The organism is Billgrantia kenyensis, from assembly GCF_013697085.1.
GTDB lineage: Bacteria > Pseudomonadota > Gammaproteobacteria > Pseudomonadales > Halomonadaceae > Halomonas > Halomonas kenyensis.
This window is the reverse complement of sequence record NZ_JACEFT010000004.1, coordinates 171182-193035: the sequence shown is the minus strand read 5'-3', so window position 1 is coordinate 193035 and position 21854 is coordinate 171182. Positions and strand designations below refer to the sequence as shown.

The 21854-nt window shown below is 63.8% G+C and carries 25 protein-coding genes; 3 read left to right on the top strand and 22 right to left on the bottom strand.

The window, feature by feature from the left end; translation table 11 throughout:
• Positions 1 to 7: 7 nt before the first annotated feature.
• The 6 genes from nusB to H1D44_RS06005 all read right to left on the bottom strand — a co-directional run bounded on the left by nusB (position 8) and on the right by H1D44_RS06005 (position 4906).
• Positions 8 to 514, bottom strand: coding sequence for a transcription antitermination factor NusB (gene nusB, locus H1D44_RS06030; protein WP_181513933.1), 507 nt, complete (start codon positions 512 to 514; stop codon positions 8 to 10).
• Positions 511 to 1014, bottom strand: a complete 504-nt coding sequence (gene ribH, locus H1D44_RS06025) for a 6,7-dimethyl-8-ribityllumazine synthase (RefSeq protein WP_181513932.1) — start codon at positions 1012 to 1014, stop codon at positions 511 to 513. The genes nusB and ribH overlap by 4 nt, the downstream gene beginning before the upstream one ends.
• A 73-nt stretch (positions 1015 to 1087) precedes the next feature.
• Complete coding sequence (gene ribBA / locus H1D44_RS06020; protein ID WP_181513931.1) at positions 1088 to 2242, bottom strand: bifunctional 3,4-dihydroxy-2-butanone-4-phosphate synthase/GTP cyclohydrolase II; 1155 nt, start codon at positions 2240 to 2242, stop codon at positions 1088 to 1090.
• Between the two features lie 308 nt (positions 2243 to 2550).
• On the bottom strand, positions 2551 to 3693 hold the full coding sequence (gene ribD, locus H1D44_RS06015) for a bifunctional diaminohydroxyphosphoribosylaminopyrimidine deaminase/5-amino-6-(5-phosphoribosylamino)uracil reductase RibD (RefSeq protein ID WP_181513930.1): 1143 nt from the start codon (positions 3691 to 3693) through the stop codon (positions 2551 to 2553).
• 24 nt (positions 3694 to 3717) lie between these two features.
• On the bottom strand, positions 3718 to 4200 hold the full coding sequence (nrdR, locus tag H1D44_RS06010; RefSeq protein ID WP_181513929.1) for a transcriptional regulator NrdR: 483 nt from the start codon (positions 4198 to 4200) through the stop codon (positions 3718 to 3720).
• Between the two features lie 145 nt (positions 4201 to 4345).
• A complete protein-coding gene (locus H1D44_RS06005) occupies positions 4346 to 4906 on the bottom strand; it encodes a copper chaperone PCu(A)C (RefSeq protein ID WP_181513928.1) in 561 nt (186 codons plus the stop codon).
• Positions 4907 to 5091: 185 nt separating this feature from the next.
• Here H1D44_RS06005 and H1D44_RS06000 point away from each other — a divergent pair, with 185 nt between their 5' ends.
• On the top strand, positions 5092 to 5913 hold the full coding sequence (locus tag H1D44_RS06000) for a TlpA family protein disulfide reductase (protein ID WP_181513927.1): 822 nt from the start codon (positions 5092 to 5094) through the stop codon (positions 5911 to 5913).
• Between the two features lie 68 nt (positions 5914 to 5981).
• The gene (gene dsbG / locus H1D44_RS05995; RefSeq protein ID WP_181513926.1) at positions 5982 to 6737 is read left to right on the top strand and encodes a thiol:disulfide interchange protein DsbG; all 756 of its coding nucleotides are present in this window, start codon (positions 5982 to 5984) and stop codon (positions 6735 to 6737) included.
• A gap of 9 nt (positions 6738 to 6746) precedes the next feature.
• Here dsbG and H1D44_RS05990 read toward each other — a convergent pair whose 3' ends face one another.
• From H1D44_RS05990 to H1D44_RS05940, 11 genes are all read right to left on the bottom strand, one after another.
• The gene (locus H1D44_RS05990) at positions 6747 to 8066 is read right to left on the bottom strand and encodes an ATP-binding protein (protein ID WP_181513925.1); all 1320 of its coding nucleotides are present in this window, start codon (positions 8064 to 8066) and stop codon (positions 6747 to 6749) included.
• Positions 8063 to 8758, bottom strand: a complete 696-nt coding sequence (locus tag H1D44_RS05985) for a response regulator (RefSeq protein WP_181513924.1) — start codon at positions 8756 to 8758, stop codon at positions 8063 to 8065. The genes H1D44_RS05990 and H1D44_RS05985 overlap by 4 nt, the downstream gene beginning before the upstream one ends.
• A 146-nt stretch (positions 8759 to 8904) precedes the next feature.
• Positions 8905 to 9318: a DUF6691 family protein gene (locus tag H1D44_RS05980; RefSeq protein ID WP_181513923.1), complete on the bottom strand. Its 414-nt coding sequence runs from the start codon at positions 9316 to 9318 to the stop codon at positions 8905 to 8907.
• Entirely contained in the window at positions 9315 to 9776 is a 462-nt protein-coding gene (locus H1D44_RS05975; RefSeq protein WP_181513922.1) for a YeeE/YedE family protein, read from the bottom strand. Before H1D44_RS05975 ends, H1D44_RS05980 begins: the two co-directional genes overlap by 4 nt.
• A gap of 45 nt (positions 9777 to 9821) precedes the next feature.
• On the bottom strand, positions 9822 to 11576 hold the full coding sequence (locus H1D44_RS05970; protein ID WP_181513921.1) for a SulP family inorganic anion transporter: 1755 nt from the start codon (positions 11574 to 11576) through the stop codon (positions 9822 to 9824).
• Between the two features lie 3 nt (positions 11577 to 11579).
• Entirely contained in the window at positions 11580 to 12014 is a 435-nt protein-coding gene (locus H1D44_RS05965; protein WP_181513920.1) for a protein tyrosine phosphatase family protein, read from the bottom strand.
• Between the two features lie 22 nt (positions 12015 to 12036).
• Positions 12037 to 12903, bottom strand: a complete 867-nt coding sequence (locus H1D44_RS05960; RefSeq protein WP_181513919.1) for an MBL fold metallo-hydrolase — start codon at positions 12901 to 12903, stop codon at positions 12037 to 12039.
• A 135-nt stretch (positions 12904 to 13038) separates the two neighbouring features.
• Complete coding sequence (locus H1D44_RS05955; RefSeq protein ID WP_181513918.1) at positions 13039 to 13686, bottom strand: peroxiredoxin; 648 nt, start codon at positions 13684 to 13686, stop codon at positions 13039 to 13041.
• 186 nt (positions 13687 to 13872) lie between these two features.
• The gene (locus H1D44_RS05950; RefSeq protein ID WP_181513917.1) at positions 13873 to 14067 is read right to left on the bottom strand and encodes a YgaP family membrane protein; all 195 of its coding nucleotides are present in this window, start codon (positions 14065 to 14067) and stop codon (positions 13873 to 13875) included.
• Positions 14068 to 14092: 25 nt separating this feature from the next.
• Positions 14093 to 14581 (bottom strand): DsrE family protein, encoded by a 489-nt coding sequence (locus tag H1D44_RS05945; protein WP_181513916.1) that lies wholly within the window; start codon positions 14579 to 14581, stop codon positions 14093 to 14095.
• A gap of 42 nt (positions 14582 to 14623) precedes the next feature.
• The gene (locus H1D44_RS05940; RefSeq protein ID WP_181513915.1) at positions 14624 to 15205 is read right to left on the bottom strand and encodes a rhodanese-like domain-containing protein; all 582 of its coding nucleotides are present in this window, start codon (positions 15203 to 15205) and stop codon (positions 14624 to 14626) included.
• A 206-nt stretch (positions 15206 to 15411) separates the two neighbouring features.
• Here H1D44_RS05940 and H1D44_RS05935 point away from each other — a divergent pair, with 206 nt between their 5' ends.
• Positions 15412 to 16038: an ankyrin repeat domain-containing protein gene (locus tag H1D44_RS05935; RefSeq protein WP_181513914.1), complete on the top strand. Its 627-nt coding sequence runs from the start codon at positions 15412 to 15414 to the stop codon at positions 16036 to 16038.
• An 11-nt stretch (positions 16039 to 16049) separates the two neighbouring features.
• Here the strand turns inward: H1D44_RS05935 and H1D44_RS05930 are convergent, their stop codons facing one another.
• From H1D44_RS05930 to ortA, 5 genes are all read right to left on the bottom strand, one after another.
• Complete coding sequence (locus H1D44_RS05930; protein ID WP_181513913.1) at positions 16050 to 17024, bottom strand: arsenic resistance protein; 975 nt, start codon at positions 17022 to 17024, stop codon at positions 16050 to 16052.
• 87 nt (positions 17025 to 17111) lie between these two features.
• Positions 17112 to 18533, bottom strand: coding sequence for an MBL fold metallo-hydrolase RNA specificity domain-containing protein (locus H1D44_RS05925; protein WP_181513912.1), 1422 nt, complete (start codon positions 18531 to 18533; stop codon positions 17112 to 17114).
• 205 nt (positions 18534 to 18738) lie between these two features.
• A complete protein-coding gene (gene glyA, locus H1D44_RS05920; RefSeq protein ID WP_181513911.1) occupies positions 18739 to 20004 on the bottom strand; it encodes a serine hydroxymethyltransferase in 1266 nt (421 codons plus the stop codon).
• A gap of 114 nt (positions 20005 to 20118) precedes the next feature.
• Positions 20119 to 21537 (bottom strand): 2-amino-4-oxopentanoate thiolase subunit OrtB, encoded by a 1419-nt coding sequence (gene ortB, locus H1D44_RS05915; protein WP_181513910.1) that lies wholly within the window; start codon positions 21535 to 21537, stop codon positions 20119 to 20121.
• The gene (ortA, locus tag H1D44_RS05910; RefSeq protein WP_181513909.1) at positions 21534 to 21848 is read right to left on the bottom strand and encodes a 2-amino-4-oxopentanoate thiolase subunit OrtA; all 315 of its coding nucleotides are present in this window, start codon (positions 21846 to 21848) and stop codon (positions 21534 to 21536) included. The genes ortB and ortA overlap by 4 nt, the downstream gene beginning before the upstream one ends.
• Positions 21849 to 21854: the final 6 nt, after the last annotated feature.

Genomic DNA, 21854 nt, shown 5'->3' with positions numbered 1-21854 from the left:
GACCCCTTCAGCCGCGACGTGCCCTGACCTCGGCGCTACGCAACCGGGCGGCCAGCTTGTCGAGAATGCCGTTGACGTACTTGTGCCCGTCGGTGGCGCCAAAGGACTTGGCAAGTTCCACGCCCTCGTTGATCGCCACCCGGTAGGGAACGTCGAGGCGGCGACTCAACTCATAGGCCCCCAGGCGAAGAATGGCGAGCTCGATGGGGTCGAGATCTTCCAGGCGACGGTCGAGCAGCGGTGAGATCGAGGCATCCAGATCATCGCGATAGCGCACCACGTTATGCAGCAGCTCATGGAACAGAGCCAAGTCGGCAATCTGCATCACCTTGGCCCAGTTCTCGTGATCCTCGAGGTCATCATCGGGCTGCTGGCTGCGGAACTCCGCCTCGATCGAGGTGGCCGACTTGCCGGTCATTTGCCACTGGTAGAGGCCCTGTACCGCCAGCTCCCGGGCCGCTCGTCGCGCTTGCTGGCCCGCCGAAGGGGGGCGTTGCGGACGCGATGCACTCATGTATCCGCTCCGTTGCTGGAGTCGCTGTCACCGAAGCCACGCAGCAGTGAGACCATTTCCATCGCAGCCATGGCTGCTTCGGCGCCCTTGTTGCCGGCCTTGGTACCGGAGCGCTCGATGGCCTGCTCGATGGAGTTGACGGTCAGCACGCCGTTGGCGATGGGGGTATCGAACTCGAGCTGAAGATTACCCAGGGCGGCGTTGCAGCCACCCGCCACGTATTCGAAGTGCGGCGTGCCGCCACGGATCACTGCACCCAGGGCGATGACTGCATCGGGGCTAGCCACCTGCAGCACGCGCTTCACCGCCAGCGGCAGCTCCCAGGCTCCCGGCACGTGGACAATGTCGATGTTCTCGGCATCCACGCCGTGGCGGACCAGGCTGTCGACGGCGCCTTCGACCAGGCTGTCGACCACATGATGGTTGAAGCGGCCCACCACGATCACGTAACGGCCATCGACATCGACGAAGTTGCCTTCCAGTTGAGACAGGGTATGCATCGCTAGTTCCTGATGAAAAGGGTCCTGCTGAAAACGTGTGGTTGCTGCCGACTCGAGCAGACCGAGCCCGGCGTCACTCCTGCTCGGGTACGGTCTGGCTGCCCGGGGAAATCTGCTCGATCACCTCGAGGTCGAAGCCTGACAGCGCCGAGAACTTCCAGGGCGAACTCAACAGCCGCATGCGCCCTACGCCGAGGTGGCGCAGAATCTGCGAGCCGGTGCCGATGGTCAGGTAATTGCCTGCCCCGTCGGAGTCGCTGGTACGCGGCAAGCGGCGGCGCTCCAGAAAGACTTCGAGCTGATCGCGGAAATCCCGCTGTGGCCGGCCGTCGTCCAGCAGCACGAAGACGCCATGGTCGACGGCCGCGATTTCCTGCAGGGCACTGTGGGTCGTCCAGCTGCGGTTTTCGCTCTTCTGCAGTCCCAGCAGGTCGCGCATGGTATCGGCCAGGTGGACCCGTACGGTAGTCAGGGCCTCGGGGGAAGGATTCCCCTTTACCAGCGCCACGTGGTGGGCATTCTGGATGCGGTCATGAAACAGGTTCAGGGTCAGCTTGCCGTATGCCGTGTCCACCAGAGTGGACTCCACTTGCTCCACGGTCTGCTCGTTGTGAATGCGATAGTGGATCAAATCGGCAATGGTGCCCATCTTGAGGCCATGCTCGGCGGCGAAGCGCTCGAGTTCGGGGCGCCGGGCCATGCTGCCGTCGTCATTCATGATCTCGCAGATCACCCCACTGGGGTCGAAGCCGGCCAGCGCAGCGAGGTCACAGGCCGCCTCGGTATGGCCGGCACGACGCAGCACGCCACCGGGCTCGGCCATCAGCGGGAAGATGTGCCCGGGCTGGACGATGTCCTCGGCACTGGCGTTGCGCGATGCTGCCACCTGCACGGTCCGTGCCCGATCGGCGGCCGAGATACCGGTGGTCACACCCTCGGCGGCCTCGATGGAGAGAGTGAACTTGGTGCCGAAGCCGGATCCGTTGTCGCTCACCATCAGCGGCAGATTGAGGCGCTCGCAGCGCTCACGCGTCATCGGCATGCAGATCAGGCCGCGCGCATGGCGCGCCATGAAGTTGATATGCTCGGCCTCGACCTTTTCGGCGGCCATGATGATATCGCCTTCGTTCTCGCGATCCTCATCATCCATGAGGATCACCATCTTGCCTTGGCGAATATCCTCGATCAGCTCTTCAATGGGAGCCAGGCCCCCGGAGGAAGAATGCACGCTCGAATCTCCGAATATCTATCGATTTCCTGGGCGATAGTGCACCGCAACAGAACATTGCAGCGAAGATCGCACCACGTTGAATGGGCGTCAGAGTACATTGGCGCGGCTTCGGGCGCCAGTAACGAGTACATTGGCGCGGCTTCGGGCGCCAGTAACGAGTACATTGGGGCATCCCCTCACACTTTACCCCTCCGGGGCAAAGGCCGCTGGGGAGGCGCTGTGAATCCCTCCCTGGACGCTATTTTTTCCATCCCTGGAAAAAAACCTCCCCAGCAGCCTGCCCCGTCGCTCGGTTGCGCGGAAAACTACGCCTCAATCTGCCTGCGCTCCGGTCGCGCGGTGATCCGCCAGTCGCGCCCCACGGCGCGTATGTCGAGAATCTCCAGCGGCCGCTGCTGGGCCATGCGCGTCAGTCCCGGCAGGGCAAACAGCGGGCGCGCCTCGCCGCCAAGCAGCGTCGGCGCCACGAAAAGCTGCATCTCGTCCACCAGGCCCGCATCGAGCATGGCGCCAGCCAGGGTGGCCCCGGTCTCGAGCAGCAGTTCGTTGACCAGCTCCTGTTCCACCAGATAGCGCATCAGGGAAGTCAGGTCGATGCGCCCATCCCCTCCGGCACGGATCACCACCACCTCGGCGCCTGCCGCCTCCAGGCGGGCGCGGCGCTGCGGGTCATGCCCGGGGGCGGTCGCCAGCAGGGTACGCCCCGGCTCACGCAGGCAGGCCGCCGCCTGGGGCAGGCGCAGCTGGGTATCGACCACCACGCGCAACGGCTGGCGCTCGGCGATGGCCTCGGCATCGTCCAGCGCCAGTTGGGAGGCCCGGACCGTCAAGCGTGAGTTGTCGAAGATGATCGAATCGACCCCGGTCATGATGGCGCTGGCGCTGGCACGTAGCCGTTGCACTTCGGCTCTGGCATGAGGGCCGGTGATCCACTGCGATTCGCCCGATTGCATGGCGGTGCGCCCATCGAGACTCATGGCCATCTTCATCCGCACGTAGGGGCGCAGGCGTGTCATGCGCGAGATGAAACCCGGGTTGAGGGCCTTGGCCTCCTCTTCGAGCAGGCCGACCACGACGTCGACCCCCGCCTCACGGAGCATGGCGATGCCTCGACCGGCCACGTCGGGGTTGGGGTCCTGCATGGCCACCACCACCCGCTTGACCCCCGCTTCGATGAGTGCCACGGCACAGGGGCCGGTGCGCCCCTGGTGCGAGCACGGCTCGAGGGTGACATAGGCGGTAGCGCGACGGGCAGCGTCTCCGGCCATGCGCAGCGCATGCACCTCGGCGTGGGGCTCACCGGCACGGACATGCCAGCCCTCGCCTACCACTCTCCGGTTCTTGACCAGCACGCAGCCCACGCGGGGGTTGGGGTGAGTCGTATAATTGCCGCGGCGAGCGAGCTGCAGCGCCCGGGCCATCCAGGCGGAATCGGTCGGCTTGCCCATATCGCTCCTGAGCTTCTGGAAAGGCTAGTCGTCGTTCGAGCCGGGGGGAAAGCCGGGCTCCTGGGAAAGACGGTCGATCTCGGCGCGGAACTCGTCGATATCCTGAAAGCGACGATAGACCGAAGCAAAGCGTATGTAGGCGACCTGATCCAGGCGCTTGAGCGCCTGCATCACGGCTTCGCCGATATCACGAGCCTGGATTTCACGCTCGCCGCTGGCTCGCAGACGGTGACGAATCTGTTCGACCGCTGCCTCGATAGACTCGGCACTGACCGGACGCTTCTCCAAGGCACGCAGCATTCCGGCACGCAGCTTTTGTTCGTCGAAAGTTTCCCGTGAGCCGTCTGACTTGACCACCCTGGGCATGACCAGCTCAGCGGTTTCGTAGGTGGTGAAGCGCTCGCCGCAATCAGTGCACTGGCGGCGACGGCGCACCTGATCGCCCTCTGCCACCAGGCGGGAGTCTGTCACTCGAGTGTCATGGGCACCACAGAAAGGGCAATGCATGGTGTCGATCCGAACGTGGAGCGGGGCGACGCGAACGTCGCGCTTGGGTCGCGAATAAGCGTGTTTGACCCGGCATTGTACCCGCTCGACCGCTCACCGCCCAGCGCGGGCCAGCCGAGGCTGGCCCCGCACGACCCTCTCGGCGCTAGTGGGAGTGAGAGTGGTCACCGTGGTCGTGGTCATGGTCGTGGTCGTGGTCGTGGTCGTGGTCGTGGTCGTGGTCGTGGTCGTGGTCGTGGTCGTGATCGTGATCGTGATCGTGGTCGTGGTCGTGAACCATGATCTGCCTCACCGGCGCTTCGAACCGCTGACTGTCACCCGATTCGAATATCAGCTCGATTTCGACTGGCTCACCCTCTTCCAGGGGAGCAGTCAGGCCGATCAGCATCAGATGCAGCCCACCCGGCGCCAGCGACGTGCTACCTCCAGCCGGCACGACGATCTCCGGCACCTTGCGCATCTGCATCACGCCTTCCACATCGACATGGTTGTGCAGTTCCATGACCTCCGCAGCCGCGGAGCCGGCGTCCACCAGAACCACATCCTCTTCTCCGGGGTTGCGCAGCGTCATGAAGGCAGCCGAGGCCTGGGAACCCGGCGGCACGGCACGCACCTGGGCATCCTCGATGGTCAGCAGATCGGCATGGGCGGCGAGAGATACCAGGGAAAGGCCGGCGGCAAGCAGAAGTGAGCGGGGCAGTATCATGGAGGCTCCTTGTTATAAGGTCGAGCAGGGTCAGGGCAAGCACTGCATGAGAATACTATGCCGTAGCGCAAGTGTGGCAGGCTGCGTCATAGCGACACAGCTTGAGTTAACCGGGAATTAATCCAGGCCTGTCACGCTGGCGAGTCGCCTTTACCGTGAGCTTCGCTTCAGGAGGACAGCACCCTATGCATGCCTTGCAGCAGAGCCTTGCCCTTGGCCCCGTGGGAATCTCCATCGGCCAACTGCTGATCGTACTGGCCTTCTTCATGGCCCTGCTTGCCGGAGCGCTGCTGGGGCGGCGCTATCGCACCCCTGTCGCCGACACACTGTTTACACTGCTGCTTCTCGGACTGGCCGGTGCCCGCACCCTGTTCGTGATCCGCTATTGGGGCAGCTACGACGGGATACTGTCGATACTGGACATCCGTGACGGTGGATTCGACCCCCTGGGAGGCCTGGTGGTTGGCCTGGCCTACGCCCTCTGGCTGATGTGGCGGCACCCGGCACAAAGGGTCGCCCTTGCCGGCGCGTTGACCACGGGCGCCATTACCTGGGGGCTGCTTGCCGGCCCCTTGCTGCTGATGGAATCCACTGCGCGCCCCCTGCCGGATACCGCACTGGTCGCCCTGGATGGCAGCCCGGCCGACCTGCCTTCGCTTGCGGCCGCGGAGGGCCAGCCGCTGGTAGTCAATCTCTGGGCTACCTGGTGCCCGCCCTGTATTCGCGAGATGCCGGTCTTCGAGCAGATGCAGCAGGAAGCGGACGACATTACCTTTGTCTTCGTCAACCAGGGGGAAGATGCCCGTCACGTGGAACGCTTTCTTGCCGAACACACCCTTGAGCTCGACAACATCCTGCTCGATGCCCGCAACTCGCTTGGCGAAGTCACCGGCTCCATGGCCATGCCGACGACGCTGTTCTACGATGCAGACGGTCAACTGAGAAGCACGCATTTCGGCGAACTGTCTCGGGCCACCCTGCTGAGCGGCATCGAGCGCCTGCGCTGAATTCAGCCCCCTGTCATCCAACGGACTCCCGGGGTCCATAGCGTCACATCGACATCAAGGAAACCCACATGGCTTTTCGATATTGCGTGCTTGCCACCGGACTGACTGTCCTCGCCGGCGCCCCCATGGCGCTTGCCGACGACTGGCCAGCCCCCATCCGCGCCTTGAGTGCAGAAGGTTTGGAAATACACGGTGAGTTCGAGGCCCCAAGCGGCCTTTCCGGCTTCGCCGCCAGCCACCAGGGCCGCGAGATGACCGTCTTCGTGACTGGCGATGGTCAACATGCCATCGTCGGCACCATGATCGATGCCGAAGGCAACGACCTCTCCGAGGCGCCTCTCGATGAACTCGTCAGAGCACCACAGGAAGAGGAAGTCTGGCAGAAGCTGGAAGCCAGCTACTGGATCCAGGACGGCCAGCCGGACGCCCCCTTGGTGCTGTATACCTTCACCGACCCCAACTGCCCCTACTGCCACCAGTTCTGGAAGCAGGCCCGCCCGTGGATCGAGGCCGGGCAGGTCCAGCTGCGCCATATCATGGTGGGGATCCTGCAGCAGAGCAGCCCGGCGAAGGCCGCTTCCCTGCTGGGCGCCGATGACCCGGAGGCCGCCCTGCACGACCACAGCCAGGGCAATTCCGTCGCGGCGGCCCCGCAGCCCCGGGATATCGAGGACCAGATCTATCGCAACAACGGATTGTTCGATGAACTGGGGCTGTATGCCACGCCGACCACGATCTACCGCCACGAGGGACGGCTACAGCGTGCGGACGGCATGCCGGAAGAGGCGCGCCTGGTGGAAATGATGGGGGGAGAACAGCCCTGAGCCGCGAGCTCAGGGCTCCGGCTGCAGCGGCAAGGTAAGGCGGGCCTCGAGTCCGCCTCCCTGCGGGCGAGTGAAATCGAGCTGCCCGCCGAAGCGCTCTGCGATCGCGTTGACGATGGCGAGCCCCAGGCCGCTCCCCTGCTGCTTGCTGGTGCGCCAGAAGCGCTCGGTCAGCTGCCCCAGCAGCTTGGCCTCGACCCCCGTCCCGTGGTCGCGGACCCGGAAGGTGACAGCCGATCCTCCTTCAACCCGCTCGGCGTCAAGGACCACCGGCCCCGCATCGCCGCCATGCAGCAGGGCGTTGTCAACCAGATTGCGCAATGCGGTGATTGCCAGCTCGCGAGGCAGGCCTAGCCGTCCTTCGGGCCACACTGCGGGTAGCTCGAACCGCGACACCGTCATGCCATTATCGCGAAGCGCCAGCTCCACCACATCGGCAATTCGGCTGCACTCGCCATCATCGAACCGGGCCTGACCCTCGACCCGGGCGAGCATCAGCAGCTGATCGAGAATTCGCGTCAGCCTGCCGACGCCCTCCTCGGCGTGGGCCAGTGACTGGCGGGCAGCCTGTCCCTCTACACGACCGGCTACCTGGAGATGGGTCTTGATGGCAGTGAGCGGCGTCTTTAGCTCATGAGCGGCATCGTTGGTGAAGCGCTGCTCGCGCACCATGGCCTGCTGAACACGTTCCAACAGGCCATTGAGCGTCTTGATCAGCGGCTTGAGCTCCACCGGTACCCCGTGAGTGGCTACCGGCCCCAGGGCTTCAGGGTGACGCTTCGCCAGCGACTGTCGCAGCCGGGACAACGGCGCCAGGCCACGCACCACTCCCAGCCACAGTGCGACCATGCTGCCCACCAGAGCCACGGCAAAAGGCACCACCGCCACCTTGAAGACCTCACTCAACAACTGGTTGCGCTCATCCATTCGGTCCGCGGTGGTAATGGTCAGTCCGCCACGCTCGTAGGTGAACACCCGCCAGGTGACGCCCCCCTCTTCACGGAAGCTATGCCCGCGCTCCCCCGGCGCCAGGATCGACTCCAGGTCGGTATGGGTGCGGGCCATGACCTCTCCGCTGGGCGAATGCACCTGGCAGGCGAGCCCTTCGATGGGTGGAATCGACAAGGCGGCCCGATCCGCCGTCAGCCACACCTCCTCGGGAAGCTGAGCCATCAGCCCTGCCACCATGCGTGCCGACTGGGCCAGGCGCTGATCGAGGGTGGCCACGAACTGCTCTTCGAGGTCACGCATCAACCAGGTCGCAGCCAGCCCCCACAGCAATGCCAGGGTCAAGCCCAAGGTCAGCAACAGGCGCGTACGCAGGCTCATCGCCCCGCTCTCCCGGGCGGCGCTTCCACCGCCGAAGGCTTGCCCAGGCGATATCCCAGCCCGCGTACGGTCTCGATCACCCGGATGCCGAGCTTGCGCCGCAAGTGATGGATATGCACGTTGAGCGCATTGCTTTCCACGTCTTCGTTCATGCCGTAGAGGCTGTCCTTGAGCTGGTCGGCGGTAAGCACGCTGCGAGGCGACCGCAGGAAGGTTTCCAGCAGCACCAGCTCTCGTCGCGACAGCGCCACCGGCTGATCGGCCACGCTCACCTCGCGCGCAACCGGGTCGAGGCACAGCGCACCGTGCTCCATCACCGAGCGGGATCGCCCTACGGCCCGGCGCAGCAAGGCATGCAACCGTGCCACCAGCTCGTCCAGGTCGAAGGGCTTGACCAGATAGTCGTCCGCTCCACCTTGAAGTCCCATGACGCGATCCTGAACACTGTCGCGCGCAGTCAGTACCAGTACCGGGGTGGTGACCCCGGCTCTGCGCCACTCCTCCAGCAACTCGAGTCCATCGCCATCAGGCAGGCCACGATCGAGGATGACCACGTCGCTGGCCACCGCCTCGAGGGCCATACGCGCCTCTGCCATGGTTTCCACATGGTCGGCAACGAAATCGTGTGCGCTCAGCCCGGCCAGAATGCCTGAGGCCACCAGCGCATCATCCTCGATGAGCAGAACGTGCATGAAGGGTTCCTCTTCTTGTGGCGCATCGTGTCATGTGCAGATTAAGCGGAGGTTAACGACAGGAGAAAGCCAGGCCGAGAGAGCAACGATAAGCGTCCCCATCGGCCGAGCCGATGGGGACGCAGGGCAGGGTTGTCGAGCCCCCCTCAGTCGCGAGCGGGGATCGCCCGGGCCAGGAACCAGCCCGCCACCATGGCGATCAGCATGGCGAACAGCGGCGCGGTGAGCCCGGCAATGGATGCCACCGCGGGCCCGGGACAGTAGCCGGAAAGCCCCCAGCCGATGCCGAACAGGGCCGACCCGCCAATCAGCCGGACGTCCAGGTCCTGGCGCGTGGGCAGCTGAAAGGTCTCCCCCAGCATCGGCCGCTCGCGGCGAAAGACCAGCCGGTAGCCGATGAAAGTCGTCACCACCGCCCCGCCGAGGACGAACATCAGCGTCGGGTCCCAGGCGCCGAAGATATCCAGGAAGCCGAGCACCCGGGCCGGGTCGGTCATGCCGGCGAGTGCCAGGCCCAGGCCGAACAGCAGCCCGGCGATATAACCCATGACGGATTTCATGCGCCACCTCCCAGCACGTGCCGTGCGATATAGACGGTGACGATGGCACAGGCCAGGAAGGTCATCGTCGCCACCATCGAGCGCGGTGACAAGCGCGCCAGGCCGCAGACGCCATGGCCACTGGTGCAGCCACTGCCCAGGCCGGTTCCCAGCCCCACCAGCAGGCCGGCCACCAGCATCAGGCCCACGCCGCCAGCCGGCTGACCGACCACCTCACCGGGGGCACCGGCGACGTTGCCAAGCCCGCCTCCCAGCAGCATGAGCAACAGGGGACCGCTGACCAGACCCAGCACGAAGGCCACGCGCCAGCCGCTGTCGCCCTTGGGCAGCGTGGTGACGAGGCTACCAACGATCCCGCTGATGCCGGCAATGCGCCCCAGCGTGGCCATCAACCAGACGGCCGACAGGCCGATGAACACACCCCCTATCAGCCCCTGAAGGCTCGCGATCCAGTCCACTTCTTCACTCCTTCTTACAGTGTTGAACGTCAAGAAAGGTCGTGCCTACACCATCGGCTCCGCTGCACCGCAGGCTCGGCCCGGTGTGGCAGACTCGCCACGCAGCGAGCGCCAGGCATCAAAGGTGCTCAGGAACACCTCCCCGGTCAGCTCGCGGCAGAATTGGGTATTCCTCAACCGGTCCATCACCGGCCCCTTGACCTCCGCCAAATGCAGCTTGACCTGGGCATCGCGCAGTCGGGCATTGATCACCTCCAGGCTTTCCAGCGCCGAGGCATCGATGACGTTCACTGCCTGACAGGCCAGTACGACGTGACATAGCCCGGGCTGGCGAAGCGCCAGATCCATGACGGTATCCTCGAGATAGCGCGAATTGGCGAAGTAAAGACTCTCGTCGACCCGCAGGATGGCCAGCTGTGGATCGGTTTCCACTGCGTGGCGCTTGACGTTGCGGAAGTGCTCGGTCCCGGGCACGCGACCGACCACGGCGCTGTGGGGGCGGCTAGTGTTGTAGAGATGCAAGGCCAGTGAAAGTCCCACCCCGGCCAGGATGCCGGTCTCGATTCCGATGGCGAGCGTCACGCCGATGGTGACGAGCATGGCCATGGCATCACAGCGGGAGTAGTCCCAGGTCCGGCGGATGGCGCCGAAGTCCACCAGCGACAGCACTGCCACGATGATGGTGGCTGCCAGGGTGGCGATCGGCAGGTAGGCGATCAGCGGGGTCAACAGCAGTGCCGCCACGGCAATACCCACCGCCGTGAAGGCCCCGGCTGCGGGAGTCTCGGCGCCGGCATCGAAGTTGACCACCGAGCGGGCGAAGCCGCCGGTGACCGGCATGCCGCCGGTGAACGACGCGGCAATGTTGGAGGTGCCCAGCCCCACCAGCTCCTGGTCCGGGTCGATCCGCTGCCGGCGTTTGGCGGCGAGAGTCTGGCCCACCGAGACCGACTCGACGAAGCCGACGATGCTGATCAGCAGGGCTGCCACGAACAGCTGGCTCCACAGGCCGCTATCGAACCCCGGCAGGGTCAGGGGCGGCAGACCCGCCGGCACCTCTCCCACCACGGCCACGCCCTGGGCATCCAGACCCAGCCTCCAGGTGACCAGGGTGGTCACCGCCACGGCAAGGATGGGCGCCGCCTTGGTCAGCATATCTGCCGGTCGTGCGGGTACGCCCAGCTTTCGCAGGCAGGGATTGAGCCAGCGGCGGGCGCTGTAGAGCGAAGCCAGGACGGAGAAGCCGATGATCAAGGTAGGCCCGTTCACTCCCCCCAGGCTGCCGCCGAGGCTGCCCAGCAGCTCCAGCAGATTGTGACCGCTGGCTTCCACACCCAGGACATGCTTGAGCTGGCTGGCGGCAATGATCAGCCCCGAGGCGGTGATGAAACCCGAGATGACCGGGTGACTGAGGAAGTTGGCCAGAAAGCCCAGCCGTGCCACCCCCATCAGGGTCAGGATCAGTCCCGACATCAGCGCCAGAACCAGCGCCGCACCGAGATATTCCGGCGATCCCTGGGGGGCGACCTGCCCCACCGCCGCCGCCGTCATCAGCGAAACTACCGCCACCGGCCCGACTGCCAGGGTCCGGCTGGTGCCGAACACGGCATAGACCACCAGCGGCGCGATACTGGCGTAGAGCCCCACCTCGGGCGGCAATCCCGCCAGCATGGCATAGGCCAGCGACTGCGGGATCAGCATGATGGTCACGATGACCGCTGCCAGCAGGTCGCTGCCCATGGTGGCCCGGCTGTAGCCAGGCAACCACTGCAGTATCGGTAGGTAGCGCTTGGGATTCATCGATCAGCTCTGCCTGGCAGCCGCTTCCAGTTGGGAGCGGCGCTCCTCGAGGTCATGCCCGGCGGCTCGCGCGGCGGCCAGCAGCAGCGGGATGTTGCACTGCGGCTCACGGCTTCGGGCATGCGCCCACAGGTGTACCGCCCGCCTGCCGGTCCGGCAGAAGGCCAGGATCGGCGTGGGCAGGCTCTCCAGCGCCTGCCCGAAGGCCGCGATATCGGCCTCGCTGTACTCGCCCGGAGTGACCGGGATGCAGCGCCACTCGAGCCCCAGCTCGACAGCCCTTGTACTCAGCGCTCGATCATCGGGATGATCCTCCGCCTCGCCCGGACGACGGTTACAGATCACCGCACGGACTCCCTGGCGAGCGACCTCCTCGAGGTCGGCCGGGGTGACGGCATCGGCGATGGCAAAGCCGGGGTCAATTTCATGTACCTGCATGGTGGCTCACCTCCTGACCGCCTCAGAACTTGTTGATCGGCACCTTGAGATAGATCTGGCCATTGTCCTCGGGCGGAGGCATGTGGCCGGCGCGCATGTTGACCTGCACCGACGGCAGGATCAGGCGCGGCATATCGAGGGTGGCATCGCGCTCGGTGCGCATCTTGACGAACTCCTCCTCGCTGATGCCTGAGTGCACATGGACGTTATGGGCACGCTGCTCCGCCACGGTGGTCTCGTGCTGGTACTCCTCACGTTCCGGCGCCTTGTAGTCATGGCACAGGAAGAGACGCGTCTCGTCCGACAGCGCCAGCACCTTCTGGATGGATTGAAAGAGGGTGCGGGCATCGCCACCCGGGAAGTCGCAGCGAGCCGTGCCGTAATCGGGCATGAACAGGGTATCGCCGACGAAGGCGGCATCACCGATGACGTAGGTCAGGCAGGCCGGCGTATGGCCCGGCGTATGCAGCACGCGCCCTTCCAGGTTACCGATGGCGAAGGTGTCGCCTTCCTCGAAGAGGCGGTCGAACTGGCTGCCGTCGCGGGCAAACTCGGTACCCGCGTTGAAGGCCTTGCCGAAGACGTCCTGTACCACGGTGATCTTGGCACCGATACCGGTCTTGCCGCCCAGTTTCTCGTGCAGGTATGGGGCGGCGGAAAGATGATCGGCATGCACGTGGGTTTCGAGGATCCACTCGACCTCAAGGCCTTTATCCCGGATAAAGGCGATGATCTCGTCGGCGGAACGCACATCGGTTCTGCCGGCGGCGTAGTCGAAGTCGAGCACGGAATCGACAATGGCGCAGGCCTTGCTGCCCGGATCCTGCACCACATAGCTGAAGGTATTGGTGGGCTCGTCAAAGAAATGGGTCACGATCGGCTTGGACATGGTTATCGACCTCCGTCGGTGTAGTTTCCGCACGCTTGTCTTACTGTAGCACGAATAAAGTTATATATATATATCATTTATGCATAACGAACGCAGAGCCCCAGCCCCCGGAGGCGCCGAGGCCCTGCTGATGCGTTAAAGGGTCTTCTTGCAGAAGTACCAGTCGGTGTACTCGTAGCCCTGCTCCTGGCGCGCCTCGGCGTCGGCAACGGTGTGTGGCGGCGGCACGATGACCGGCTCGCCCGGCTGCCAGGCTTCAGGGGTGGCCACGCCGTGTTCGTCGCTGGTCTGCAGCGCCTTGACCAGGCGCAGCACCTCGTCGATGGAGCGGCCGTTGCTCATCGGATAGTAGATCATGGCCCGCAGCACGCCTTCCGGGTCGATGACGAAGGTGGCGCGCACTGCCGAGGTGTCGCTGGCACCCGGCTGCACCATGCCGTAGGCGTTGGCCACCTTCATCTGCAGATCCTCGATGATCGGGAAGGGGATCTCGACACCGAAGTTCTCCTTGATGCTACGGGTCCAGGCGATGTGCGCATGAATGCCATCGATGGAGAGCCCCAGCAGCTCGGTATTGACGGCCGCGAACTCCTCGGCGCGCCGGGCGAAGGCCATGAACTCGGTGGTGCAGACCGGGGTGAAATCGGCGGGGTGAGCGAACAGCACCAGCCACTTGCCCTGGTAGTCCGACAGCGACTTCATGCCGTGGGTAGTCTTGGCGCTGAAGTCCGGGGCCGGACGGTTGAGCTGGGGCATCGTAGGCTGCTGGATCTGGTTTTCCATATTCGTTCTCCTCTCTGGGTGATGTGGGGGCTTCTCCTCGCTTCGGTTATAACGATATTTCATTTGGAGATATAACGACCAATTGAAGTTGCCGATGATGGCGATAGCCAAGCCCTGCAGCGGAGAAAAAAATGGCGCCATCGCCGGGAGCGATAGCGCCTTCAAAGCGAGAGTGACGACTCTCGGCTACTTCTTGGTCAGGTTGCAGGTATTGACACCTAGCAGCTGGTAGGCCGGACAGAAGTTGAACAGCCCGGTCGCCAGCGGCAACACGCCGATCCAGCCCCAGGCGCCGATCACGCCCGTCAGGGCCAGGCCGATCAATACGGCCCCGACCACGATCCTCAGGATCTTGTCGATACCACCTACGTTGCTCTTCATGTGATACACCTCGCGAGGTTGGAGATCAGAAGCTGAAGACAGGAATCTTCGGATCGCGCATCATCTCGGCCATCGGGCCGGGGGCAGCCACGCCGACACCCTCTCGCAGATCCTCCTGCTCGTGCTCGCTGTTGGGCAGGTAGATGGCGCAAACTTCCACCTGGGCTCCATTGTCCATCAGCATCTGCAGGATCCCTTCCGGGGTCACCTGTCCGGCCGGATTCTCGGGCGGAGTATTGATCGGCTCAGCGCTGGCGTAGCCTTCGATAGCAAGATCGCCTGCCGCATCGCACAGTAGTATCGAGAGCTCGGCTCCCTGCTGCTGCATGGCGTTGGACAGAATCATTGCCATGCCTTGGGTCTGCAGGGAGTCGCTGGTCAGAATGACCAGGGCACGCTCGGCCATGTCATCGTAAGCATGATCTTCTCCACCGTGGCTGTCTGCCAGGGCTGCACCGGACAGGGCGACGGCAGTGGCGGTTGCAGCCAGGGTCAGGGTAGTCTTGATGCTCATAGGTACACCTCTCTCTGTTGTGGTATCGACAACGGCTTTGGATCAGTCGGCCGGGCGCCAGGCCACCGCGGGATCGATTTCATAGCTCCACGGCAAGCCGGAGTTGCGCCAACCATTTACAGCACGCACCCCCTTGGATTCACCCTCCTGCAGGGTGCCGCCCTCAAACCCATCGCTGACCGAATACACCTGGCTATAGCCCATGGCGTGGATCACATCCGCGCCAGGGGCGCTCCGGGTGGCGCCGGATCGGCACATGACGATGATGGGGTCGTCCTCGGTCACGCCGAGGGCCTCGAGACGCTCTTTCACCTGCGCCTCAAAGTCGCTGTTGCGTACCATGGGCCAGGTCTTCGCCTCCTCATCGAAGTCGGTGTGATCGGCCAGTACCCAGGGCACGTGGATATCAGTGGACCCGGCGAAACCGGTGAACTTGATCTCGACGGGATCACGCACGTCGATCAGCACCGCCCGCTCGTTCTCCTGCATCAGCTCGTAGGCTTCCACCGCATCCAGGTAGAGGCCGAGCTGGGTCTCGCTGTAGGCGTCGGACTCCTGGGCCAGGACAGTGCCGACGGTCAAAAGGCCAGCCAACGGGACGCCGGCCAACAAAGCAAATCTCATAACCAAACCCTCTATATTAATATCTACCAGCATTAAGGCTAGCCTAGTGCATTGCACCATGATTCACATGCGTCACTTGGACGCAGCTTGATATGAATCAAGTTGAGTGACCTTTGAGAAAAGCTTGGGACAACATGTCACGCACGAAAGGGAACCGTAGTGCGGCATCATCATGAGCCAGCCATGACTTGAGGCACCCACCTGGCATGTCGACACTCCGCCACTGGATCACCCTGCCCTATCGCCGCTACCCGATGCTGACCGGCGGACTGCTGCCACTGATCGTGCTGGCGTTGTTCGTGGTGATGCCTCGCATGCTGGAGCCGCCTGAGCAGGAAATCGACCCACTGGGAAGAACGGCCCTGACCCTTGCCGCCGAGCGTGGCGAGCACGAAGCGGTCATGGAAATGATCGACGCCAGCACCCCCGTTGACGAGCGCGACCGCTGCGGCTGGACGGCCCTGATGAAGGCAGCTGCAAACGGTCACCTGGCCATGCTCGAGGAACTGCTGGCTCGCGGCGCCAACCCGGAGCATCGCGACGATGCGGGCTATACGGCACTGATGGTGGCCGTCGTGAACGGCCGGGAGGCGACGAGTCGGGCGCTGCTCAGGGTGGGGGCTGACGTGCATGCCGTCGATGACCAAGCGGGCTGGTCAAGCCTGATATGGGCCGCAAGGAATGGCAGCGAGGAGCTCACCTCCCTGCTGCTGGCTCACGGCGCCGATCCTGCCCATGCGGCTGACGACGGCACCACGCCGCTCCAGCTGGCGCGAGAGGGTGGCCACGCCGGGGTCGTATCACAGCTCGAGGCGGCCGGCGCCAGGGAATAACCCAACGACTCTCAGGTGACTTCTTCGGCGGGCGGTCCGAACAGCCGGTCGGTGAGGCGCACGTACCAAGCCGCCGACTGTACCTGGACGATATAGGCCAGGGCGATCAGCAGCGATGCCTCTGCTCCTGCTTCGCCGAAGGCATTCATGGCTAGCGCCAGAGCGATGGAGAGGTTGCGCATCACCGTGCCGTATACCAAAGCGATGCCATCCCCACGGGAGAGCCAGGCCTTGGCCACCAGCGTACTGAACAGGTAGTTGATGGCATAGAGGGCCAGCAGCGGAACGGCGATATCCAGCAGGAGTCCGGGGGTAGTCAGAAGATCGTCGGCCTTGAGCGCCATGGCCACGAACACGATGCCCAGCACCCCCAGGGTGGAAAAAGGCGGGAAGCGCGGCGCCCACTGCTTCTGAAAACCGGCCTGACCGTGGCGCTTGACGAGCAGATGGCGTGTCAGTTGGCCAGCCAATAATGGCAGGCCCACCACCAGCACGATTTGGCGAAAAACGCCGAACAGGTCCACCGGGATGGCGGCGCCCATCAACCACTTCACGTAGAGGGGCGTGGCCAGCGACCCCAGGAGCAAGCCCAGCACGGTCATCTTGACTGCAGCAGGCAGGTTGCCCTGGGCGAAGCCGGTCCAAGAGATGGTCATGCCGCTGGTAGGCAGTAGGGCCGCCAGCAGCAGCCCCAGTGCCAGGTAGGGGCGGTCGCCGAACCACCAGATGCCCAAGCCGAAGGCGATGAAGGGAATGACCGCAAAATTGATCAGCTGCGCCAGGCCCTGGGTGCGCCCATCGCCGCCCTCCAGCAGCTGACGCAGCTTCAGGTTGACCATCATCGGGTAGATCATCAGCAGGGTGAGCGGCACCACCAGCACCGAGAGCCAGTCCACCGTGGCCAATGCCCCGAAAGCCAGACCCAGCAACATGGCGATGGGGATCGCCAATACCAGGTTTCGTGTCAACGCCTGAATCAAGCCCATGGCCCCCTCCCTGACACCGGTTGACTGCTTTCAAGCTGACCCTTCGGCACTCCGCAGGCAAGGCAGCAGGTGGTCTCGTAACCCTGACTAAAGCACGATACGGTCGCCAAAGGCGGGAATCTCCGCCTCGACGCCGGTTTCTCCCAGGGCAGCCTTGAGTGCCTCCTGGGAAGCGGGCTCACCATGGACCAGATAGAAACGTGGCTGGTTGCGAAAGGCACCGGCCCAGCCGATCAGCTGGCTCTGCCCGGCATGGGCGGAAAAACCGCCGATGGTATGCACCTGGGCCTTCACCTGAAGATCGTGCCCTAGTACCCGAACCCGCTCGGCGCCGTCGACTAACTGGCGGCCGAGGGTTCCACCGGCCTGGAAGCCGACGATAACCAGGCGCGTACTCGACTTCTCGATGTTATAGCGAAAATGATGCACGATGCGCCCACCGGTGCACATGCCGGCGCCCGCTATGATGATTGCCCCACCATGAATCCGGTTGATCGCCATGGATTCCTCCACCGTCCGCGTCATGCGCAGGACCGGCAGGTAGCGGCTGACATCGCCGCTGGCGGCAATGTTGAGGACCTTGAGATCCTCGGCATCCAGGTTCTTGCGAGCGCGGTGGTAGAGCTCGGTAACCTTGATCGCCATGGGGCTATCGAGAAAGACCATCTGCTGCCGCAGCCGGCCCTGGTGATAGAGCACGCCCAGGTGATAGAGGATCTCCTGGGTACGCCCCACCGCGAAAGCGGGAATCAGCACGTTGCCGCCATCGGCATGCGCCTCTTCCAGTACTTGTGCGAACTCCTCGAGAGTCTCTTCGAGCGGACGATGATCACGATCACCGTAGGTGCTCTCCATCAAGACCAGGTCGGCTTCGTAGAGCTTTTCCGGGTCCTTCATCAACACCGAGCTGGGGTTGCCCAGATCCCCCGAGAAGACGAGGCGCTTCACCTGCCCCCCGGATGGAATCGCCAGTTCGACGAGCGCAGATCCCAGAATATGACCGGCATCACGGAACACCAGGGTCACGCCGCCGGGGAGCTGCACAGGCTGACCGTAGCTCTGCGACTTGCATAGCCTCAGGGTGCGTTCCACATCCTTCAGTTCATAGAGCGGCTCGATCAGCGGCTTGTCGTTGCGCTTGCGCCACTTGTTTTCCCACTCGACATCCTTGGCCTGGATGAAGGCGGCATCTTCGAGCATGATTTCCAGCAGATCGCGTGTGCCACGGGTGCAGTATATGGGCCCGCTGTAGCCCTCCCGAACCAGCTTGGGCAGCAGGCCGGCATGATCGAGATGACCGTGGGAAATCACCACGGCGTCGAGCTGTTTCGCCAACGCCCCGAAGGGTGCCTCATTGGCCTCGTCAGCCTCCTTGCCTCCCTGATGAAGGCCGCACTCCAGCAGTATCCGGTAGACTCGATCTTCCCCGTCACCCTCGCCTTCGACCTCGATCAGGTAGCGAGAACCGGTAACCTCCCCCACTGCCCCTTGGAACGTCAGTGTCGACATGTACTCAGGATCCTTCAGAACGATGCTTTCACTCGCCAGCATACCGGAAGGAGCCTCGGGCGACATGCAGAAAAAGCCGACCCCGGTCAGCGTTGTATGACGATTTCAGTGTTGCAGTGTTGGAATCTTTGGCATCGGGGAACGACAACGCCCCGTGCCGGCGATGAGCGGCACGGGGCGTTGCAGTCATGCGGGGTATCGGAGCTCAGCGATAGACGGGGAAGCGCGCGCAGACGGCCTCGACCTTGGCCTTCACCTCGGCCTCGATGGCTCCGGAGTCCTCGCCCTTCGCCATCACGTCGAGAATATCGCAGATCCAGCCCGCCAGGTCACGGCACTCGCCTTCACCAAAGCCGCGGGTAGTGACGGCAGGGGTACCAATGCGCAGGCCTGAGGTGACGAACGGGCTCTGCGGATCGCCGGGCACGGCGTTCTTGTTGACGGTGATATGGGCGCGGCCGAGGGCGGCGTCCGCGTCCTTGCCGGTCAGGCCCTGCTTGATCAGCGAAAGCAGGAACAGGTGGTCCTCGGTGCCGCCGGAAACCACTTCATAGCCGCGCTCGATGAACACGCCGGCCATGGTCTGGGCATTCTTCACTACCTGCTGCTGGTAGGTCTTGAACTCGGGGTCCATCGCCTCCTTGAAGCAGATCGCCTTGGCCGCGATCACGTGCTCCAGGGGACCGCCCTGGCCGCCCGGGAAGACCGCGGACTGCAGTTTCTTCTCGATTTCGGCGTCGCCTTCGGCGGAGAGAATCAGGCCACCGCGCGGCCCGCGCAGTGTCTTGTGAGTGGTGGTGGTGACCACGTGGGCGTGGGGCAGCGGGGTCGGGTAGACCCCGGCGGCCACCAAGCCGGCCACGTGGGCCATGTCCACCAGCAGGTAGGCACCCACTTCGTCGGCGATCTCACGGAACTTCGCCCAGTCGATGATCTGGGAGTAGGCCGAGAAGCCGGCGATGATCATCTTCGGCTGGTGCTCGCGGGCCAGGCGGGCCACTTCCTCGTAGTCGATGCGACCGCTCTCGTCGATGCCATACTGCACCGCATTGTAATGCTTGCCGGAGAAGTTCGGCTTGGCACCGTGGGTCAGGTGGCCGCCGGCGTCGAGGCTCATGCCCAGCACGGTATCGCCCGGCTTGACCAGGGCCTGGAACACGGCACTGTTGGCCTGGGAGCCGGAGTGCGGCTGAACGTTGGCATAGCTGGCCGAAAACAGCTGCTTGGCATAGTCGATGGCCAACTGCTCGACGATGTCGACGTATTCACAGCCGCCGTAGTAGCGCTTGCCGGGGTAGCCCTCCGCATACTTGTTGGTCAGCTGACTGCCCTGGGCCTCGAGCACGCGGGGACTGGCATAGTTCTCGGAGGCGATCAGCTCGATGTGCGCTTCCTGGCGAGCGACTTCCTTCTGCATCGCGTCGAACAAAGCATCATCGAAACCGGCAATCGTCATGTCACGGCTGAACATCGGCGGGAAACCTCACATACGGGGGAAGGATCAGATGCGCCATGATACCCCAGCCCATGACGGCTTTCACATGAAAGGCCGTCATGGGTTGCTGCAGAAATTCTCAAGTGGGGTTTAGGGAGCTCCTGCATCAGACTCGAGTACTTGGCTGACAAAATCGGTGTCGGTCCGCGTCTCTTCGGCCAGGAAAAGGATATCCTCTTCGCGAGTGACTCGGCCTTCCGGGGCCAGACTGGCGGCCTTGCGAATGAGGCTCTTGCGCACACGGTCGAGATCGACGTCGCGAACTCGCAAACGCGAAGGGTGGTCGGGTATCACCACCGATTCGCCCGGCACTTCTTCCTCACTATCGCCACGGCGAATGTCGATCCCGTTAGAGCGGGCGAAGCTCAGTTGCGCCGAGGGCTGCTTGCCGGCCCCGGCATATTCGGTCTCCTGTACCACGATGGTCTGGTTTTCATCCATCTCCTGCGCCAGGGCCAGAGCTCCTGCCAGGGCGACGTTGCCCGCCGGGCCGCGCTCAAGTCCTTCCAGACGCGCCAGGATCTCGGTCATGTAGAAGACCTCGCCTTGCTTGAGCAGCATATAGCGGTCCATGTAGCGAAGGGCACGCGCTGCGTTACGAGGTACGTCGGTGCGGTCGGGCCAGCCGGCAAAGGGTATCCCGAAGCCAGTATGGCCAGTAGTGAAGTGCTTGCGGTTGAAGTCGCGGTCACTGGCCATGTGCAGGCCAGTCAGGTCGACGCTGGCGGCCACCACCTGGGTCTCGGTGGTGCCAGCCTTGATCAAGCCGCGTGCCGTACCGGTTAGGTTGCCTCCGCCGGCATGGGTGCACATCACAACGTCTGGAGCGCGCCCGGTAGCGGCCGTCATCTGTTCGACGATTTCGACGCCCAGCGGCTCGACTCCGGCAATGGCGTAGGGCGTATAGAGCGAGGCATTGAAATAGCCGGTCTCCTCAAGCACGCGCAGGAACTGATAGAAAAGCTCGGGTCCCACGCTGAGCTGCAGCACCTCGGCACCGTAGATTTCACAGGCCCGGCCCTTCTCGAGGATTTCGGGCTGGCCGATCCCCAGACTGTCGAATACTTCCTGGACGACGACGCAGTCCAGGTTGCGCATCGCCGCCTGGCTTGCCACTGCCGCACCGTAATTGCCGCTGGTAGCGGCTACCGCACCTCGAAACCCCGACTTCTGAGCATGATGAAGGCTCAGAGAGGCTCGTCTCGCCTTGTAACTTCCTGACGGGTTTGCCGCCTCATCCTTGACGAAAATACGTGCACCCTTTCCCGCAGGTGCAAGCAACCGGCCCAGCTCGGTAATCTGCTTGAGCTCTATCAAAGCCGTGTTACCCACGCCCGAGTCCGCCTGGATACGGCGAATGGTATCAATGTCATACTCGACCATACCCATGAGCCCCTCGTAATCGAATGCGATGGGGTTTTCCAGGAAGGGTGAGTAGTCCAAGCCCAGCGCCGTAAGCATCGTGTCGTTGCGGCGAGCCATGACAGACTGGTAGTCGACCTGCTTCATGTTGCCTCCTTGCCTTGGCTGAGAATGGCCCGGGCCTGCTCGCCTGCCTCCAGCAACTCGGGGATAGCCGCCCCGAAGTCGTGCCCATAGGGCGGATTGATCGCCTCGAGCTGGCCCCGGTAATGGCGGCCAAGGGTCGAGCGAACCTCCACGGTATCGCCGGTGGTGGCGGTCTCGGGCGAAACCTGCCAGCCCTTGATGCGCATCTCGAGCGGCACTTCACGGGTCTCGGCAGGAATGGCCTCGGCGCGTGCGTCCGGTGGAAGAATCGTGGTGCGAATCTGCACCCACTGCCCACAGTGGCTCTGCATGTCGTC